Source organism: Peribacillus sp. FSL M8-0224 (genome assembly GCF_038003055.1).
In the GTDB taxonomy this organism is placed as follows: domain Bacteria; phylum Bacillota; class Bacilli; order Bacillales; family DSM-1321; genus Peribacillus; species Peribacillus frigoritolerans.
Genome location: NZ_JBBOOJ010000001.1, coordinates 848,844 through 868,227, shown reverse-complemented (window position 1 = coordinate 868,227; position 19,384 = coordinate 848,844). Strand labels below are relative to the sequence as shown.

Genomic DNA, 19,384 nt, shown 5'->3' with positions numbered 1-19,384 from the left:
TCATACTCTATCCATTTCCTTCATGAATGATACATATAAACCTTGTGAGATGCATGCATCAATGCATTCCTTTGTAGTTATTTTTGGATTAACCTTTCTTTCAAATTGATTAAAAAGCGGTCGAAAGTTCATATACCCTTCCGCTTTTTCTATTTCATAGCGTTTGCTCAAGATATCACATGCTTCCAATAATTCTTCCGCTTCCTTCTTCGTGAAATTTTTTTCCACAAATAGATAGTCCAACTTGGCCTCCGGATTGCATATAAGGTTTAATAAAAGCCGTTGATGAAAACGGAGTATTTCCATTTCTTCATTTATATTTTTCATACATCACTAATCCCCATTCAATTTAACATAAAAGACTTATAACCAATTTTTGATTTTCCACACTCGGTAATCCGCCTGATCCCCATTTCAAAACCTGCCTTAAACGCCCATAGCATGCTTACTCACCAAAGTGATTTTATCTTAAACATAATCCAAGAATTCCATTGCTTTTTCCACCCATTCATCGTAATGTATGTAAGTATATTCAACAGCTTTGGAGGGCTGATTTCGAAATGAATTCGTGGAAAACAATTGACGTGGCAAAACAATATGGGAATTGCCGTCTGCTCTTTTTTTCAGTTTTTACTATATTGATGTCTTTTGTTCTGATCTATACATTATTAAGTGTCTTTTCAACCCATGTTATTTTGTATGGCGATCAAACAATGGTATTTTTTAGCCTATTGCTCTTATTATATCCTGTTCACAAACTATTACACTATTTACCTTTACGATTATTATGTAAAAAAGTGAAAACTTCATGGTCCTTGAAGTGGAACCTGGTGTTAACATGCAGAGTCAATGTGCATGATCCGATTCGAAAGCATCTTTATCTCTTGACCCTTATGTTGCCTTTCGTCATTATGTCAGTCACATTGATTAGTTGTGCCCTTAGTTTTCCGCATTACATCCATTATTTCACTATTTTATTATCCCTGCACACCGGCTTATGCGTATCGGATTTTATTTATATAAAAAACCTTGTTGGTTCCCCAAGGCATTCTTTTATCGAGGAACATCTCGAAGGATACGATATACTTATTCAAAAGTGATTTCTTATTCATTCATAATGATGACTGCTAAGATTTTTAGGTATCTTTTTTCATTATAATTTGGTATCGTATTTATACATGATGTTTTGCAAGGAGGGATTTTAGGTTTTGATCTCGTTCTGGTTTATTATTTTTGCTATTTTGATCCTTTATAATATTAATAGAATGACAAACTCTTTATGCATTCAAAAGGAAATTGCTGAAGACCGGCAGCCTAAAGTATTCAGGACCATTAATGTATTAATTACTATTATGTTATTATCCTCCTATATTGAAATTTTGTATACGTAGAGATGAGCAACAAATGATGTCCATCATTTGTTACATACATTGGTGATACCCGGAGCATTATCCACATAAAGAAAAAGGGCGAAGCAAAAGCTTCGCCTTTTGTTTATGAGTTTATAACCAAGAAGCTCCAATGATGACTAACAGGATGAAAAGAACGACAATTAGAGCAAAGCCTCCACCTATTCCTCCAGACATTGATCTTCCTCCTTTCCATTCTTAAGTAATAATAATTTAATGCACACTCTTCTATCCGCCAAAAGGAATCCATTCCTTTCATAGCTTGAAAATCACTTAAATCTTTTTTGTTGAGCGGCTACCCTATCCTATTCAACTCCATGGCAAAAGGAGTGGGCTCTTTCCATTAGTAATTTTGCAGCCGATTAGCAATAGGCTGCTCCTACAATTATTAATAAAATGAATAACACCACTAACAAAGCGAAGCCTCCGTTAAATCCATTACCCATTATGCTACCCCCTTTTGTTGTCCTCGATTTATCATATGTAATGGATTAATATCCGGGTAGGCGTACACCCATTTTTCAAAAAATCTTATTCAAGCACCAATATAATATTTTTTGTAAAGTAACCAGAATATGTTATAGTTAATTTTGTGGAAATACGAAAAAATAGCAAACCAGAAACTTATAACTAGGAGTTGTTTTTATGAAGAAGTGGGCATTATCGATTGCTGTTACTGCAGGGCTGATCGGACTTACAGCATGCAACAGCGACAAGGAAGCAGTCGTGGAAACTAAAGCGGGGGATATAACCAAAGAAGAATTTTACAATGTAATGAAAGATCGTTATGGTGAAACCGTTCTTCAAGAACTTGTTTATGAAAAAGTTCTTTCTGAAAAATATACAGTAACGGATAAAGAAGTTAAAGCTAAAACGGACGAACTTAAAGCGCAAATGGGTGAAAATTTCGAAACGGCCCTGGCCTCTTCCGGATATAAGAGCGAAGCTGATCTTAAACGTGCACTTAAAATTGGCATGCTTCAAGAAAAAGCAGCCGTTGCCGATATAAAAGTTAAAGAAGCTGATGTGAAAAAAGCTTATGAAGACTATAAACCACAAATCAAAGCGAGACATATTCTCGTGGAAGACGAAAAAACGGCCAATGAAGTTAAAGCTAAATTGGACAAAGGTGAAGACTTTGCCAAACTTGCCAAAGAATATTCAACGGACACAGGCACAGCTGAAAAAGGCGGGGAGCTAGGCTGGTTCGGACAAGGTGAAATGGTACCTGCATTTGAAGAGCAAGCTTACAAAATGAAGAAAGATGAAATCAGCAAGCCGATTAAATCCGATTATGGCTACCACATCATCCAACTTCTTGATACAAAAGAAAAAGAATCATACGAAGATATGAAAAAAGATCTTGAATATGATTTGAAAGTCGCTCAAATTGACCAAACTAAAGTTCAGGACATTCTGAATTCTGAAGTCAAAAAAGCGGACGTGAAGATTAAAGACAAAGATTTAAAAGATGCCATCACTTCTGGTGACGCAGCCAATGCTGAAAAATAATTGAATAGTAAAAAGCGACAGGACTTTACCTGTCGCTTTTTTTTCATCATTCGGGCTATGCTCCCTGATTTATATCCTTTTTACGCCTCTCACGCTCTTCTTCCATGCGTTCAATGTATTTCTGACCTTCCTTTTCAATCCAAGCATCATCTATGAGGCGTTCCTGCCTAGCTGTCCAAATTGACATGACTGCACTGACAATTATTCCAATAAACACGAACCAGATCCAAATTGGCATGTCCATTCCCTCCCAAAAAATCTACTATTCATTTACTAGAGAATATGCACGAACAAAAAAAATATGCCTCTTTCTCCATCGAGAAAGAAGCATATTTCATTAAAATGTCGGTTTATAGAATGAACGATTATCGAGCGCGAAGACTCTTTCCGTAAATTCACCCGGCTTCACTTTTTCCAAGGCGCGGTCCATCATATTTATCTTGGCATCCATATTATCAATATAATGCAGCACTTCCGCTTCCCTAACCATTGGCGGCTTGGGACTGCCCCACTCAGCTTTACCATGGTGGCTTAATATCAAGTGCTTGAGAATCATGATTTCTTCCGCTTCAATGCCCAATTCCTCTGCAGCTTTACCGACTTCATTCACCATGATGGTGATATGCCCCAACAAGTTCCCTTCCACTGTATAAACAGTCGAAACAGGTCCAGATAACTCATGCACCTTTCCAAGGTCATGCAGAATGACCCCTGCATACAAAAGATCCTTATTGAGGGAAGGATATAGGGTTGAAATGGCCTTAGCCAGCCCTAGCATCGATACAACGTGATAGGCCAGTCCCGACATATACTCATGATGGTTCTTGGTGGCAGCAGGGAACGTCAGGAATTCATTCTGATATTTTTTAATGAGATGCCTAGTCACCCTTTGGATATTCGGATTCCTCATTTCAAAAATGTATTGAGTGATGGTTTCCATCATTTCTTCCTGACTTAAAGGAGCCGTTTGAATTAAATCGGCTTTCGTGACACCATCAGTATCTGAAGTAATTCTAATATTACGGATTTTCAATTGGCTGCGTCCTCGATAATTCTGGACTTCCCCCTGAACTTTCACTGTTGCTTCCGCACAGTATGTTTTCTCATCAGCCTCGGAAACATCCCATAGCTTTGCCTCTATCTCCCCGGTTTTATCGCACAATATCAATGTTAAAAACGGCTTTCCATTACTTGCCACCGCTTTTGTACTCGTTTTAATGTACATATATATATCTACTACTTCACCAATTCCGTAGTGTATGATCCCATTTCCCATGCGACTGCCTCCGTTCAATTAAATATCAACATTATAACATACCAATCTTGTTAGTGCGTTTAGTTTTCGTTAATAAGTGATAGACATTGGACAGGAAAAGCTAAAGCTTTGCCGTCTCTTATCACTCCACAAGAAAACCAGGCTTAATCCCAAGCCTGGCTCTCCAATCAAATCTATTTCAACAGTTTTTGTTCGGACAATACGCGCACTTCTCCTGGCCATCAATTCGGTAATATAAACAGCATGTCACCCGTTTATAAGGGTTCATGGACTCCGGAACACTTTTTTCCCCAATGAATCGTTTAAAGGGGGAACGCGTTTCAATATTCAGCCATACTTCATCGTCAAGAAGCATTTCAATGTCCTTTTCAACTCGCGTCTTTATATCAGTTTGCTTCAATAACTCACTATACATCCATACCGTATAGCTCCAAATATTTTCCCAAAGTACTAGTTTCGATATTTTAGCAGTTCCGGAAAAGAAGCGAATGGCATCAGCACCAAAGCTGTTCAATATGGAATGGAGGGCAGAAGGGCTTTCCTTTTCCGTGACATTGCTCCAACTGTTGGTTTTCAGCAAAAAATTCGGGAGCCAATGCTCATCTTCCGGATCATCCAAAACACCAAAGTCCTGAAGTGTGCCTTCCCAGATAAGCCGATGTTTACTTAACATGTACAATTGTGCCGTGACAAAAAAAGCATAGCGTCTGAACCACATTGAAATGGCTATCCTTGACGTTTCCGCCCCAGTCCGGGCTTGTGCATACTGAATAAGCTCATCAGCATGATTGAAGGTCTTGGAAACTTTGGCTTCATCTCGAAAGGATATCCGGTATCCCTGAAGTTCTTTTTCAATGGATGGTGTAAGGTTATGCATTGGCCAGCGCTTTTATCTGAGTTTGTGCGTAGCGCCCTTTACCAAACGGGACGCACATGGGACTGCCGAAAATTGGATCAAAGGATATTTGACATTCCATGCTGAATACCTGCTGTACCAATTCAGGCGTGATGATATCCTCTGGCCGTCCTTGAGCATGTATCGCCCCATTTTTAAGTGCCACCAGATTATCCGCATAACGGCAAGCTAAATTCAAATCATGAAGCACCATCACGATCGTTCGGTTCTCAAACTCATTCAAGTCGAACAATAAGTCCAAAATCTCGATTTGATGGGTCATATCAAGATATGTAGTCGGTTCATCCAACAATATGACATCCGTATCCTGAGCAAGCGTCATGGCTATCCATGCCCGTTGCTTCTGCCCTCCCGATAATTCATCGACTGCCTGATCCTTTAAATCGGTCAGATTCGTTGCTTCAATCGCCTTTTGAACTTTTTCTTCATCCACGGAACTCCACTGTTTCAACCAACTTTGATAAGGATATCTTCCTTGTTTAACAAGTTGATAGACGGTAAGCCCTTCAGGAGCAACCGGGGATTGCGGAAGAATCGCCATCTTTCTCGCTACATCCTTCGATGACATGGTTGAAATCGCTTTGCCTTCGAGCATGACCGAGCCGGATTGAGGTTTTAACAATCGGGCTACAGACCTTAGAAGTGTTGATTTTCCACATCCATTAGCACCGATGAATACGGTGATCTCCCCTTTGGGTATTTCTATATTCATATCATTTATTATTAATTTATCACCATAACCGAGCGATAAAGACTGAGTGTTAATAGCTGGTCGCATTAAAATACTCCCCTTTTAGTCTAATAATACCAGTTTAATGAAAATGATTCTCACTGTCAATCTTAAAAAGGAATATAAACCAAAAACTCCATGTCCCGTTCCTCTTAAATGAATCATTAAAGTGATTGCTCCTTTAAAGATATGAAGCTTCCTTTGGAAACATTAATCTAAAAAAAAGCACATTATACTTTCATTTATCACTGCCTGCAGCTTCCGAACGATAGTCCATTCTCCCCCTTTGCGAATTACTATCGGAATTTCCAAACTCCATTTAGCGGAAAATAAAAAAAGCCCTCCATATGGAGAGCCTGTTAACCGACAAGCAGGCGATTTGTACAATGTTCCAAGGATTCATCCCTAATGAAGGTAAATAAATCCTGATCGATAAAAGGAATTAATCCTTCTGCAATATTCCATGCATTGACCTCTATTTGATAAAGGATTTCTGATTTTCCTGTACGGTGCAGCTCCTCACTAAGCACAGCAAGATCAGGGTCTAATGCGTGCCCCATCTCATGTGTGAGAATCACCCATGTATATTCCTCAAGCCTTGCAAGCGAGCCTAGGGAGCGTTCACACTGAATTTCAATATCTCTCTCATATAAAGTGATGCTATGACCTATGGCAGAATATTTTCCCCCAACACATCGTTTGCCAGGAAACTCCTTTTCGATGATTAACTCCAAAGAAGAATCATGGCGGCTTACAAACTCATTCCTATTCAATGACTTCACTCTCTTTATCTATAGTTTAAGACCCATTATATTTCGGGGATGATCAAATCATTCATATTTTGGCGCAATACGGGGCTGGATAGACGAATCACTTGATTTTCACTAAAGTACTCCATTATATATCGGTGGCATGTAAAAAATAAGATTTGCCGCTTTTCCGAAACTTTTTTCAATAACTCAAGCATCCGTTTTGTCCTCTCCGCATCAAAATTGACGAAACTATCATCAATGATGAGAGGGAATGAATCATTTTCAAAAGTATGATCAGCAAGTGCGAGCCTTAAGGAAACATAAATTTGCTCAGCTGTCCCGCGGCTGACCTCTTCAACCCTGAAACTCAAACCATCACTGCGCTGTACCAGAATCCCTTCTCCCGACTGATCAAGGATGATTTTCCGGTAGCTTCCATTCGTTAAAAAGGAAAAATGCCGCTCGGCATCAGCGATCACCTTCGGCAGGCGCTCCCTTTTATATCGGTCCAATGTTTTATTCAATAAGCTTTTGGCTATTGCCAATTTCGCCCATTCCTTCGCCTCTTCGTTAAAAGCAGCTTTTTCTTCATGAAAACGATGAAGTAAATCATCATAAATCCCTGAAACTTCAAGCTGTTTTATCTTATGCTTCGTATCCGCCCGCTTCTCTAATGAAAGGGATTTCGCCTTTACGGAATCCTTCCGTTTCTGTTCTAAATTCTCAAATGTATAAGTATTGGTCCCCTGTTTTAAATAAGATTGGATTTGATCAGGCAGCATTCTGGATTGCCCAATTTGAATGGTAATCAAATCAAGCTGCTTTTGTAAGGTGATTTTCTTTTCGGACAATGCAGCAACATGCCTGAATTCTTCCTCGTCCTTAACCTTCGCTAACTTAAAAAGCATTTCCATTTCTGCATCAAGATAGCCATTTTCCATCGTCAGCTGCTCGATTTCGTTCGTCAAACGGCTTCTTTCCTGCATCCATTGCGTTAACTGAACGGAGAATTCAACCGCTTTATTCAACTCCCGTTTCAATTGGCCAATCGCTTCCCTCCATGTGGAAGGTTCAAAATCAAGGCTATTTGCAAAATGAAATAAAGCCTTTGATTTACCCTCAAATTCTGCCCGGAGAAAATCATGCCTCTTGATTGTTTCATATTTCCTATCAACGGCTTCCTTCCATTTCTCAAGAAGTTCAAATACAGATTCAAGATTGATTTCCATTCCGGGATAAGACAGACCCCAACCGCTTAAGATGTTCCTCAATTCTTTATCCAACCGGTCCCTGCTAGCTTCCCAATCGGCATACTCCTGAATCGTCGATTCAAACGCTTCCTCCCTTTCTTCATATTTGAAACTTTCACTTTCAAAGCGCCTTTGGAGACGTTGGTCCAGTTCAAGCAGCCGCCCCATCGACTCTCCTTCACTCCCTTTATTGGTTTCACTCCCAATTGCAGCCCTTTTCCTTTTCATCTCATCCAATTGCCTGATATACCCGGACGATATATCATCACCTTTAAAGAGATACCTGGAAACCGCAAACAGAACAGCTACGGCTAGAAGTATCACACCCAACAAAATCTGTTCACTGAAATAACTCCCGATTGCACCTAAACATAGGAGCATTATTAAACTGCCATTCATGATATGTGAACGTTTGCGATTATCCGCTTCCTTCTTCCTCTGTAATCCCAATTGCTTTTCAAGTTCAAGTATTTGTTCATCAAGAATAAGGGATTGTGCTGCTTCAAATTCGATGTTATTCTGCTTGTTGTATAAGGACTCCAGCTCGATTCTTTTTTCATCTGGCAGTAACTGGGCCTTTATCTCCTTCAAGCGGGCTTCTGTCGTTTCCAGACTTCCCTTTTGCAGTTCATATTTCTCATCGAGCTGTTTTTTATCATTTTGGAGCTGATGCTTTTCCCTTTCGGCCCTTTTCACCTTTTCCTTCATGAATGTACTGATATCCAGTTTTCTTATTTCCTCATCAGAAACATCCAAGAATAATTCCTGCTTCACCTTTTCGATATTCTTTTCTTCCAACAGCCTTTCGTGTTCCGCTTTTTTCATATCCAGCTCGAGCTTCTCCAGCAATGTTCCTTGATCGATTGCATGTTCAATTTGCTCTTTATGCTCCTTGATGAATGGATTGATTTCGATTTCCGTGAGTTTTCCCTCAAGTTTGTCCTTTTTCTCAGTCAATGCCGCAAGTTGGGCTTTCATGGGCATTCCAACTGCCTGTAGCTGTTCAAGTCTTTTTAAGCCATCAACAGGAAAACTCACTTCCGGAATTTTACTTATTTCAGCCTCTAGCTCCCCCTGTTCTTCAACCAAGGGTTTAATTCGCAAAAATGTATCCACGTTAACAAGGTTTTCTTCAATCTCTTGAATATCTTCCGTGACTTTAGAGAGCTCCTCCTTAAGTTTTGCTTCTTCCTGAAGTAATGCCGTATATGACTGCTGTTCTTCTTCTGATGCTTTCACCTTTTTCTGCAATTCCTTAAGTTCTTTCAATTTCACATTCAGCAATGGTTTTTGGCCTGATGGCTTGAACCTTGAATCGAGCTCTTTTTGCAATTTCGTTTCGGCTTCAAGAAGTTTATCATTCCCGATCAGCCCGGCTGAAAGCAGATATTTACTCATCGTACCTTCACTTAGTGAATGTAATCCCTGCAGGCCTTGAAGGTCGAAAGAAAAAATGGCTTGGTAATAGTTTTTATCAACGCCATGAAGAATCTCATTCAATTCTTCCTCGCCGCCGACCCTTCCATCCTCGAAGGTCAATTTCACATCGCCAGTAGCTTTTCCCTTCACACGTTCAATAACGATTTCCCCGTCTTTTTTTGTTATAAGGCTGAGCCTTCCCCCATATTTGGCATGCATTTTGGGCTCGTAACGCGGTTCGTTTTGAACCTTTGTCGGAAAACCAAATAGCATACTATGAATGAAGGACATGATGGTTGACTTGCCCGATTCATTTTCCCCAAAGAAAATCTGCAGCTGTCCCAATTCAGGAAAACGCTGATTTTCCAGTTTGCCGTAACCATAAACATGGAGGTCTTTAATAATCAAATCCGTTCCTCCTCCTACACTCATTTATTCGCTTCAAAAATGTGCAAAAGCCATCTTTCCGCTTCATCCAACAGTTCGATCTGCTCTTCCGGCTCTATTGAATCGAGAAACCTTCTTGCTCCCGGATGAATGTAAAGCGGGGCAAGAGCAGCCTCCGTATCATCAAATTCAGAAGCAAGCCTGGATACCTCAGCCAGAAATGGCGATATACTTTCATTTGACCTATTCATAGGAATGGACTGGATGAGTTTGATTTTATACACCCAGACAAATGATTCCTCTTGGTCCTCCTCCTGCAAAATCCGGGTCAATTCTTCAAGATATTCCCCGGAAGCTCCTGCTGCATCACCTGCATCCAGCTTCAACTCCAAAAGAAAGCTTCTCCCATCGAAACCCTTCCGTTCAATTACTTCCTTGCATTGCTTGAACAGTGCATCAAATCCACCTTCTGCGGATCGTTCAATTGTTTCGCTTTCCCATATCACCTCAGAGGTTTCAATAAAAGAATGGCGCTTCATGTCCCCATCGAATTCTATAAGCATGCACCCTTTAACGCCTGACTCCTTTCTGTTCCTGCCTTGAATATTTCCTGGGTATATCACAAGCGGATCTTCCGAAACAACCTGATGTTTATGAATATGGCCTAATGCCCAGTAATCGAAATCTTTGGCAGCAAGTTCCTTCAATGAAAAAGGGGCGTACGGGCTATGTTCGGAATTGCCTTCCAAATTCCCATGAAGCAAACCTATATGATAATCGGCCCCTTCAGCTTTTATGTAGGTTTCGATCATTCTCTCCCTTACTTGACGGCGTGGATAACTGAATCCATAAAGATGGACAGTCGTCCCATCGATTTTTTCAAACCGTTTCACTCCGGTTTGCCCTGAAAATACGTGGACATTATCCGGCAGCTCCACAGTAATCCATGAGCCGCTGAGGTGATCATGGTTACCATGAATGATATAGGCAGGGATTTGATGCTGCTGGAGCTTTTCCATTTCGGTCCGAAAGCGGACCTGTGTCCGGAGACTCCGATTTTCCCCATCAAATAGATCCCCCGATAACACGATAAAGTCAACCTGACGGGAAATTGCTTCATTAATGATAGTTTGAAAAGCTTTAAACGGGCTTTCCCTTAATTCCTTTAATATAGATGACGGCATATCCTTCAACCCTGAAAAGGGACTATCCAGATGGAGATCCGCCGCATGAATGAACTTCACACCGCTCAAAAGTATCACCTCGATTTCTTTCAACATTTCACATTCAATTTTAACATGAACAGAACATACTTTCCCATACATTATTTTTATTACGTCATCATGCAGTATGGGCAAATTCAACAGGAAAAAGACCGAATGGCGAACATTGTTTCATTCACGGCATTCGGTCTTTTTCATCAATTAAAGATATCCATACTTAAATAGCGTTCACCATTATCCGGTGCAATGCATAATACTCGTTTTCCACTTCCAAGACGCCGGGCTTCCTGCAGGGCAGTCCAGACAGAGGCACCTCCTGAAGGCCCAATCAATATCCCTTCCTTCGAAGCCATATCCTTCATGGTGGAAATCGCATCTTCATCAGCCGCTTGAACGATTTCATCAAATACCTCTGTATTTAAGATGGCAGGGATAAAACCAGGGCTCGTACCCACTAACTTGTGGGGACCAGGCTTTCCTCCCGAAAGGACTGGGGAACCCTTAGGCTCGACAACGACAACCCTTAAATCCGGCAGATGTTCTTTCAAGGCTTCACCTGTACCGGTTATCGTTCCTCCCGTTCCAGCAGTAGCGACAAAAACATCCAGGTCTCCATCCATCTGATCCAGAATCTCGACTGCTGTCGTCACTCTGTGAATATCAGGATTGGCTTGGTTTTCGAATTGCTGCGGAATAAAGCTATTAGGAATCTCTGCGGCGAGCTCCTCGGCTTTACGAATGGCTCCCGGCATCCGCTCTGATGCAGGGGTGAGGACAACTTCCGCTCCGTATGCCTTTAAGATATTGATTCTTTCTTTCGACATATTATCCGGCATGACCATAATCGCCCGATATCCCTTAGCCGCGGCATTCATGGCAAGCCCAATACCTGTATTCCCTGATGTTGGTTCTATGATCGTAGCCCCGGCTTGAATGATACCATCCAATTCTGCCTGCCTGATTAAGTTGAAGGCAGCCCGATCTTTTACACTGCGGCTCGGATTGAAATACTCAAGTTTCACGAATACCTCAGCGTCACCCTCCGCTGTTAAATGATTAATCCTAACAACAGGTGTATCTCCTATCAATTCAGTGATATTATTAACGATTTTTACCGTCATTCAAAAAAACCCCCTTCGATCCATCCACTTCCAACATGCACCTTTACTCAAGTTTATTATATCATTTATGATTTTTCATTTTAAAGAAAGAATTCCTCTAGTATAAATAGGTTTTGTTTTCATTCTTTCCAAGCTTAAAGGAAAAAAACGATGAAGTTAGTTCGATATAGTTACTTTTTCAAGATATTCAGCTATGTATCAATATTCCTTGTCTTAATAGATTCACTCACATAACAATAGTCAAAATTGACAGATAATGATAAAATTTTTATAACAGTTGATAACATTTTTGATAAGGGAGTTTTGAAAATGAGCAGAATATACAAATTAACCGTTTTTGAACCGTCAGGGGAAAAACTATTGGATGAATCATTTACAGCCGAGAATGATGAACAAGCAAAAGAATTGGGACAAAATCTATTGAAGGAAAAAAACTATCAAGATCAAACACATCGCTGTACATCGCCTTCAGGCGCTTTATTGCTTTTTCATCGCTGATTGAAAATGGAAGCGCAATCACTGAGAATATGATCGAGTTTTCCATACTTTCCTTATATAAAAAAAGGCCGTCACTGGAAAGTGACGGCCTTTCTTATTCATTTTCCAATGAAGTTCGGTTTCCTTTTTTCCACGAACGCTTTTATTCCCTCTTGGTGGTCCGCTGTTTGGCGCATTTTCATCTGAGCAGCTTTTTCAATCTCTAGCATCTTAATTAATAGTGGGCGATTTTTTTCACTAAGGATCTTTTTCGTTTTAATCATGGCCTGCACCGGGCTTTGCAGCCAAGATTGCACTTTTTTCTCTACCGCATGTTCCAAGGTTCCGTCTGCCACTTCATGAATGAGGCCCTTTTCTTTTGCTTCAAGCGCTGTAAGCACTTTACCTTCCCAGATCAATTCTTTTGCACCCACTTCACCAAGACGGCGTTCAAGGAAGAAGTGTCCGCCGCCATCAGGGATTAATCCAATCCCGATGAAATTCATCGCAACCTTACTTTCCGAATCGGCAATAAGGTGATCCGTTGCAAGAGCTATACTCAACCCTAGCCCTGCAGCTGCACCATGAATGGCACTGATGGTCAATTTAGGCATGAAGTATAGGGTGGTCACCAATTCACTGATTCCATCCATCAGCTCATCGAAAGCGCTTTCTTTTCCAGGCGAGAGCATCATCTTAATGTCACCACCAGCGGAAAACGCTTTCCCATTCCCTTTTAAAATGACGACGTCCACTTCATCATTCTCGCTTACTTCCTTCAGGGCATTAATGAAATCATGCAGCATTTTCGGATTTAGAGAATTCATTGCCTCCGGACGGTTCATTGCAACAGTGGCCGTCCTGTCCGAATATGTGACTAAAACAGTGCCTGCAGGTGATGTCGATTCAATACTCAATTTATTTCCTCCTCTTTCGTTCTATGAATCTATTATATATTCATCAACCATTATGAGAATAGGGTGAAAAGTTATAATTAAACAAATATTACATTATTTATTGATATATTTATCCTGAAGCTGATCACGCAATGCCCTTTTCAAAAACTTCCCAACGCCGGTTTTCGGGATTTCATCCAAAAAGACCACTTCATCCGGCAGCCACCATTTTGCAAACTGCGGTTTTAAAAATCCGATGATGTCTTCCTGGGACACTTGCCCCTTGTATGCCTCCTTCAGGACAACACAGGCGATCGGCCGTTCCTGCCACTTTTCGTGAGGCACTGCGATTACCGCCGCCTCAAAGATTCCTTCATGGGCCATTAAGGCATTCTCTATATCAACGGAAGAAATCCATTCACCGCCGCTTTTAATCAAATCTTTAGTCCGGTCGACGATTTTCACGAATCCTTCTTCATCAATCGTGACTACATCCCCCGTATAAAGCCAGCCATCTTTAAACGTATCCCCTGACCGCTCATCCTTAAAATACTCATTGGCAATCCAAGGACCCCTAATCAGCAATTCTCCCATTTCTTTTCCATCAGGCTTCACTTCGCCATCCTTACCGATCACTTTAATTTCTATCATTGGCGAAACAAGGCCCTGCTTGGCCTTCAACTCATAAAGTTCTTCTTCAGGGAGGTCTTCCTGATAGCTTTTGGGTTTCGATATAAATACGAGCGGGCTTGTTTCAGTCATTCCATATGCATGCAGGAATGGTATCCCATACTTTTGTTCAAAGGTTTTAATCATGCTTTTCGGAGCAGCCGACCCTCCGCATAAAACGGCACGAATGCTGCTCGTATCATGGCTGCCTTCTTCCAGCTCCTTCAATAAGCCCAGCCATATCGTCGGAACCCCTGCTGCGATAGTAACCTTCTCCGTCTCTATAAGCTCCGCCAAAATCTTTGGGGTGAAATAGGGTCCTGGCAAAACCATCTTCGTTCCAAACCAAACACTGGCAAAAGGCATGCCCCAGGCATTCACGTGAAACATCGGCACGACAGGAAGGGCCACATCACGCTCGCTTATTGCTGTAGAATCGGCAAGCCCCAGTGCAATCGCATGCAGTAAAATTCCGCGATGAGAATAAACCACACCTTTGGGGTTCCCGGTCGTGGCGGACGTATAACATATGCCGGCAGGTGCATTTTCATCCAAGGTTTGGATGAATGGCTGTTTCGGATTTCCTTCGGCTAATAATTTTTCATAATGATAAACAGGTGAAAGGGTCGTTTCAGGCAGCTCATCTTTATCCGTCATAATGATAAACCCTTCCACTGTCGTTAACTCATCTTTAATTGCTTCCAAAAGGGGGATGACATCCGGATCTATCAATAATAATCGATCCCCCGCACTATTGACGATATAAGAAACATGTTGAGGGGACAAACGCATATTGATTGTATGTAAGACAGCACCATGACAAGGGATCGCAAAATAAGCTTCTAAATGCCGATGATGGTTCCAGGCAAGCGTTCCAATACGGTCACCTGTTTGAATACCGAATTTTTCAAGATTACTGGTCAGCCTTCTTGTACGCTCAGCAATCTCAGCATAAGTAAATGTGTGAATGCCACCATCCGTACGCGAAACTACCTCTTTCTTCGGAAAATATTTTTCAGCTCTCTCAATGATTTGAGTCATGATCAATGGAGTATCCATCATTACAATCTCCCCCTTATATTAAAAGCATGCTCATTATATATTCGACTAGAAAAAAAATAATCCTTTTTCCCTAGGTACCTTTTATGATTATTTTGAATCTTGCTTTATTTGATGATATTTTGAAATCAGTTTGACGACAAAAAGCGGATTCTGAAAAGGAGCGGATTTCTGAAATCAACTGGAATGTAATTTAAGAAAAAACGTAGGCTCATTCCGAAAAAATTTTAGATTAGGTTATTCTTCACGTTTTTTTCTGTAATCCTTAATGGATGGAAGAAATTTGCGACACTCCTGCCGAATTACTGGCTAGCCGAGACCCCACAAACGCTTGCGTCGAGGAGGCTTGGCAGACAGTCGGCGGAAAGGGAGCGGATTTCTGAAATCAAACAGAAACATTTATTAAGAGCAGATTGTGAAAAGTTTTTTTAAACCATCTAAATCCAGTGGTGCAGTTCCATGACAATTTTTTATGTTTCTTTCTAGAAAAAAGAGGAAATAGTAAAGATACAATTATATTTAGAGGGAGCTCATTTATGGTAAATAAAATAAACGAAGAACTAGAAGCTTATTGTGCGAGTGAATATTCAAAGCTATCACGGGTAATCGTCTGTGAACCTCATTATATGGAAATCCGGGAGATCATTAACGAAACACAAAAAGAGTTTCAAGAAGAAAATATCGATCAAGCGCTTGCCTTGGAGCAGCACGCACAATTTACAAAAGCTCTAGAACATGAAGGGATAGAAGTCATAAAACTTCCGCCTCAATTTACATATCCGGAACAAGTCTTTACGAGAGATATCGGTTTCACTCTTGGCGAAACCGTTTACGTAGCTGAGTTGGCAACAGGTATCAGGCAGGGTGAAGAACAAATATTGAAATCCTGGCTCGAAACGAATGGTATTTCATATTTCAACCTCCTCAAAAATCATATTGAGGGCGGGGATGTCCTTATTGACGGAAAAACCATCTATATTGGAATCAGTGAAAGAACGGATGAAACATCCGTCAAGCATCTTCAAACCTTATTACCGGAATACGAGGTCATAGCGGTTCCTTTCATTGAAACATTCCTTCATTTAGACTGTGTTTTCAATATCATATCACCGACAGAGGCGCTTATTTTTCCAGAGTCCTTTACAAAAAAAGAGATGGATATATTAGCTTCACGTTATGACATGATTGAAGTGACGAAAGAAGAACAATTCACTTTAGGAACCAACGTGCTTTCGATTGGGAATAAAAAATTATTCAGTCTACCCTGTAATAAACAGGTAAATAGTCAGCTTCGTGAACGCGGATATGAAGTCATTGAAGTCGATATAAGCGAAATCATCAAGTCCGGTGGCTCTTTCCGTTGTTGCACCATGCCACTATTGAGGACAACAAAAAAGAAGACTGATTCAGCCTGAGCAGAATGAAAGAAACCGGACTAATATGGAAGTCCGGTTTCTTTCTCCTTTTTGTTGTCAAATATTAATTTTCAATGGAATTTGCGACCACCCCTTAAAAGGCTGGCTGCATTATATAACTCTGATGATAGTCGGGCACATGAGAGTTCAAAAATGCTTGTCTGGAAGTCTTTGAAAGTAAGGATCTCTTCTATACATCAATTAAGCAGTCTTAATATAATTTCAGAATCCTTTCTATTTAACTGTACATACTGGCTATGTTCATCCTTTGTCAATTCTACAATATTTTCATCCGTATTAACCCAGGCATAATATACGGAAATTTCACCTTCGTTTTTCTGATCATTAAAATAAAAGATGAAGTCCGCCTTAGGATGATCCTTCTCCAGCGCGAATTCTTCCCAATCGGCATTCTTTATTATTTCTTTGGTTTTTTCTGTTTTCCCCAATTCTATCTTTTCTTTATATGCTTCGAATTTGTAGTGTTTACCTTCATATTTTTGAACGGAAATATGTTCTTGCTTTGTTGTGCAACCTGAAGCCAGCGTTATTGATAATAAGCAAAGGCCAACCAGGAGCGGTTTCCTTTTCATGACATGTCATCTCCTTATACCCCAATGGATTAATTATCCAATATTTTTCATTATACTAGCCCACGCAAAAGAGTAATAGGATGTTTGTCGAATTACCAACAGTAAAAAACCCTCAAGTTTATAACATGAGGGTTTTTGAACCTTTATCCCTTGGGCATATGTGCTGCATTCAACCAAACCATACAGAAAATAATTCCTCGTTGATGCCTAGATTGTACATATAATAGATTCCGAAAAGCGTGCTTATCACACCTGTCAATCGGATGAGTAAGTGATTGACTTTTTTGGAGGAAGAGCTTGTGACAAAGGGGATGCTTAAAATCGTAGTGAACAGAAGCATGCCTATACAAGTACCTACACCAAATATGATAATGTAGATTGCCCCCTGCCACGCTGCATCTATCGTACTTAAAGTAAGAAGGACCATTGCAGCACTGCCTGCAAGTCCGTGGACAATTCCCACTAACATCGATTTCAGATATGTAGCCCGGCCTGTATGGTCATGCTGCTTCGTTTGCTTCCAAGAAAAAATCGTCGTGATACCTAAATATACCAGCATGATTCCCACAAGAAATTCCAATGACATTGCCCAAGCTTCCGGAATTTCGTTTTTCAAAAGGATTAGGATTACACCGAACACCAAAAGAGTAAGTGTATGCCCTATTCCCCAAAATACGCCTGCAAGTGAAGATTTCCATATTTTCTTGCTTTGGCTCGCAATCGTAGAAACGGCAATGATATGATCGGGTTCCAGAGCATGCTTAATGCCTAATACAAATCCAATCGCTAAAACAAGCAATAAACTCATTTCCATAAAACATCGCCTTTCCCTTTACTAATATTTACGATAAAAAATTGGATCCTTCCGAAGGATCCTCCTTCGGAAGAGATCCTCACAAACTGAAAATGCCTTTTCTATCTGTTGAGTTTGATTTGCCAATACCCGCAACATCAAACCACGTATTGGCAGCCGGGAAAAACCTATTCTAACATTGCTTCCTAATGGAGAAAGCATTTCATCGAGTTCGGTAATGAATTCCCCATCCACCTCTTGATTTATCAATAATAGCGAGCCAAAATGACTATATCCTTCCAATAAAAGTACAGTGTCCATCTCGTCTGAAGGATTCAGAAACAAGTGGTCCATCAACAGCCTTTTACCATCCTGAAACACGTTCATTTTGGAGCGGATCCAATCATATGTGAATGCCCCTCTACTCTCTGACCATCCTGGTGTAAATATATCAGTCATCAACAATCCCGCTCCGCTTTCCATATGTATCGTCGTATCCTGAATATATCGAGCAGATTCATAGGCAATTACAGGGTCCTGCACATAGGTAAGGAAACTTTCCTTTTTTAAAACTAACTCGGTTTTCTGCACTGCCGGCTCATCCCTCGTTTTGTATATCTTTGTCGCAGACTGCGTCGTCAATGTTATTGTAGCCCCTTCTTCCAAACAAAAAAGCTGATGGTACTTGTCACCACCTACATAGCCGCCTCCAACATGAATGAGAAAATAGGTAGGTGAAAGTTCATCAAAAAACACAGGACGGGACAATTTGAATGCCCCGTCATAATAAGTATCACTCACTATCGTTCGAGCATTTTTCAGTTCCGCCTTTAAGCGAATGCTGCCTGTCCAACTCACTGCTCAAGACCTACTAGAAACGCCTCTGACTTTATCCAGTTCACGACATCAGTCAAACCCTTTTCGTCTTTTAAGTTAGTAAAAAAGAAAGGTTTATCCCCTCGGGTCGTTAATGTATCCCTCTCCATCACTTCCAGGCTTGCTCCTACATAAGGGGCCAAGTCCGTTTTATTAATGATGAATAAATCCGATTTAATCATTCCCTGGCCACCTTTCCGGGGGATTTTCTCCCCTTGTGCGACATCAATGATATAGATAGAAAAGTCGACGAGTTCAGGGCTGAAGGTCGCCGCTAAATTATCACCGCCGCTCTCCACAAAAATCAAATCCAGTTCCGGATGGAGTTCCATCAACTCATCAATGGCTGCAAAATTCATCGAGGCGTCCTCACGTATCGCTGTATGAGGACAGCCGCCGGTTTCCACACCAATGATCCGATTTTCAGGAAGTACACCATTTTTCATTAAAAACAGCGCATCTTCTTTTGTATATATATCATTCGTTACAACTGCCATGCTGAAGTCATTTTCCATTACCCGTGTCAACTTCTCGACAAGCATTGTTTTTCCGGCACCAACTGGGCCGCCTACACCTATTTTGACTACTTGTTTCATCTATTATCGATTTAC

22 protein-coding genes are annotated in these 19,384 nt (G+C 40.7%); 5 read left to right on the top strand and 17 right to left on the bottom strand.

The genetic code is table 11. The features are described 5' to 3' along the window. Entirely contained in the window at positions 1-327 is a 327-nt protein-coding gene (locus tag MKX49_RS04175) for a DUF1878 family protein (RefSeq protein WP_340875192.1), read from the bottom strand. Between the two features lie 233 nt (positions 328-560). Here MKX49_RS04175 and MKX49_RS28360 point away from each other — a divergent pair, with 233 nt between their 5' ends. Next, a complete protein-coding gene (locus MKX49_RS28360) occupies positions 561-1,100 on the top strand; it encodes a DUF3267 domain-containing protein (protein WP_445670111.1) in 540 nt (179 codons plus the stop codon). A 108-nt stretch (positions 1,101-1,208) separates the two neighbouring features. Further along, a complete protein-coding gene (locus MKX49_RS04170; protein ID WP_034314696.1) occupies positions 1,209-1,391 on the top strand; it encodes a hypothetical protein in 183 nt (60 codons plus the stop codon). Between the two features lie 111 nt (positions 1,392-1,502). On the opposite strand, the gene MKX49_RS04165 is transcribed toward MKX49_RS04170, so the two are convergent. Both MKX49_RS04165 and MKX49_RS04160 read right to left on the bottom strand, forming a co-directional pair. Continuing rightward, on the bottom strand, positions 1,503-1,586 hold the full coding sequence (locus MKX49_RS04165) for a YjcZ family sporulation protein (protein WP_034314699.1): 84 nt from the start codon (positions 1,584-1,586) through the stop codon (positions 1,503-1,505). Positions 1,587-1,771: 185 nt separating this feature from the next. Next, positions 1,772-1,855, bottom strand: coding sequence for a YjcZ family sporulation protein (locus tag MKX49_RS04160; protein ID WP_034314701.1), 84 nt, complete (start codon positions 1,853-1,855; stop codon positions 1,772-1,774). 199 nt (positions 1,856-2,054) lie between these two features. Here MKX49_RS04160 and MKX49_RS04155 point away from each other — a divergent pair, with 199 nt between their 5' ends. Then, positions 2,055-2,921 (top strand): peptidylprolyl isomerase, encoded by an 867-nt coding sequence (locus MKX49_RS04155; protein ID WP_048677963.1) that lies wholly within the window; start codon positions 2,055-2,057, stop codon positions 2,919-2,921. Between the two features lie 55 nt (positions 2,922-2,976). On the opposite strand, the gene MKX49_RS04150 is transcribed toward MKX49_RS04155, so the two are convergent. The 8 genes from MKX49_RS04150 to cysK form a co-directional block, all read right to left on the bottom strand. Continuing rightward, positions 2,977-3,159 (bottom strand): sporulation YhaL family protein, encoded by a 183-nt coding sequence (locus MKX49_RS04150; protein ID WP_053344914.1) that lies wholly within the window; start codon positions 3,157-3,159, stop codon positions 2,977-2,979. Between the two features lie 99 nt (positions 3,160-3,258). After that, complete coding sequence (gene yhaM, locus MKX49_RS04145; RefSeq protein WP_063591870.1) at positions 3,259-4,197, bottom strand: 3'-5' exoribonuclease YhaM; 939 nt, start codon at positions 4,195-4,197, stop codon at positions 3,259-3,261. 178 nt (positions 4,198-4,375) lie between these two features. Continuing rightward, the gene (locus MKX49_RS04140) at positions 4,376-5,074 is read right to left on the bottom strand and encodes a (2Fe-2S)-binding protein (protein WP_340875189.1); all 699 of its coding nucleotides are present in this window, start codon (positions 5,072-5,074) and stop codon (positions 4,376-4,378) included. After that, on the bottom strand, positions 5,067-5,891 hold the full coding sequence (locus MKX49_RS04135; RefSeq protein WP_340875187.1) for an ABC transporter ATP-binding protein: 825 nt from the start codon (positions 5,889-5,891) through the stop codon (positions 5,067-5,069). Before MKX49_RS04135 ends, MKX49_RS04140 begins: the two co-directional genes overlap by 8 nt. Positions 5,892-6,202: 311 nt before the next feature. Beyond that, on the bottom strand, positions 6,203-6,616 hold the full coding sequence (locus MKX49_RS04130; protein WP_318291125.1) for a hypothetical protein: 414 nt from the start codon (positions 6,614-6,616) through the stop codon (positions 6,203-6,205). A 35-nt stretch (positions 6,617-6,651) separates the two neighbouring features. Beyond that, a complete protein-coding gene (locus tag MKX49_RS04125) occupies positions 6,652-9,672 on the bottom strand; it encodes an ATP-binding protein (protein WP_340875184.1) in 3,021 nt (1,006 codons plus the stop codon). A gap of 20 nt (positions 9,673-9,692) precedes the next feature. Further along, positions 9,693-10,895, bottom strand: coding sequence for a metallophosphoesterase family protein (locus tag MKX49_RS04120; protein ID WP_340878464.1), 1,203 nt, complete (start codon positions 10,893-10,895; stop codon positions 9,693-9,695). 176 nt (positions 10,896-11,071) lie between these two features. After that, positions 11,072-11,995 carry a cysteine synthase A gene (cysK, locus tag MKX49_RS04115; RefSeq protein ID WP_048677955.1) on the bottom strand — a complete coding sequence of 308 codons (924 nt, stop codon included), beginning with the start codon at positions 11,993-11,995 and terminating at the stop codon, positions 11,072-11,074. A 309-nt stretch (positions 11,996-12,304) separates the two neighbouring features. Between cysK and MKX49_RS04110 the strand changes: the two genes are divergently transcribed. Further along, entirely contained in the window at positions 12,305-12,493 is a 189-nt protein-coding gene (locus MKX49_RS04110; protein WP_048677954.1) for a YhzD family protein, read from the top strand. A gap of 98 nt (positions 12,494-12,591) precedes the next feature. On the opposite strand, the gene MKX49_RS04105 is transcribed toward MKX49_RS04110, so the two are convergent. Further along, a complete protein-coding gene (locus MKX49_RS04105) occupies positions 12,592-13,389 on the bottom strand; it encodes an enoyl-CoA hydratase (protein WP_133348856.1) in 798 nt (265 codons plus the stop codon). A gap of 93 nt (positions 13,390-13,482) precedes the next feature. Beyond that, complete coding sequence (locus tag MKX49_RS04100; protein ID WP_340875175.1) at positions 13,483-15,099, bottom strand: long-chain fatty acid--CoA ligase; 1,617 nt, start codon at positions 15,097-15,099, stop codon at positions 13,483-13,485. 533 nt (positions 15,100-15,632) lie between these two features. On the opposite strand from MKX49_RS04100, the gene MKX49_RS04095 reads away from it, so the two are divergent. Continuing rightward, a complete protein-coding gene (locus MKX49_RS04095; RefSeq protein WP_340875173.1) occupies positions 15,633-16,511 on the top strand; it encodes a dimethylarginine dimethylaminohydrolase family protein in 879 nt (292 codons plus the stop codon). Positions 16,512-16,708: 197 nt separating this feature from the next. On the opposite strand, the gene MKX49_RS04090 is transcribed toward MKX49_RS04095, so the two are convergent. From MKX49_RS04090 to ureG, 4 genes are all read right to left on the bottom strand, one after another. Then, a complete protein-coding gene (locus MKX49_RS04090) occupies positions 16,709-17,104 on the bottom strand; it encodes a hypothetical protein (protein ID WP_323597920.1) in 396 nt (131 codons plus the stop codon). 169 nt (positions 17,105-17,273) lie between these two features. Then, positions 17,274-17,918 carry a sulfite exporter TauE/SafE family protein gene (locus tag MKX49_RS04085; RefSeq protein WP_095392715.1) on the bottom strand — a complete coding sequence of 215 codons (645 nt, stop codon included), beginning with the start codon at positions 17,916-17,918 and terminating at the stop codon, positions 17,274-17,276. Between the two features lie 21 nt (positions 17,919-17,939). Further along, a complete protein-coding gene (locus MKX49_RS04080; protein WP_340875164.1) occupies positions 17,940-18,755 on the bottom strand; it encodes an urease accessory protein UreD in 816 nt (271 codons plus the stop codon). Then, positions 18,752-19,369 carry an urease accessory protein UreG gene (gene ureG / locus MKX49_RS04075; protein ID WP_048687385.1) on the bottom strand — a complete coding sequence of 206 codons (618 nt, stop codon included), beginning with the start codon at positions 19,367-19,369 and terminating at the stop codon, positions 18,752-18,754. The genes MKX49_RS04080 and ureG overlap by 4 nt, the downstream gene beginning before the upstream one ends. Between the last annotated feature and the right edge of the window lie 15 nt (positions 19,370-19,384).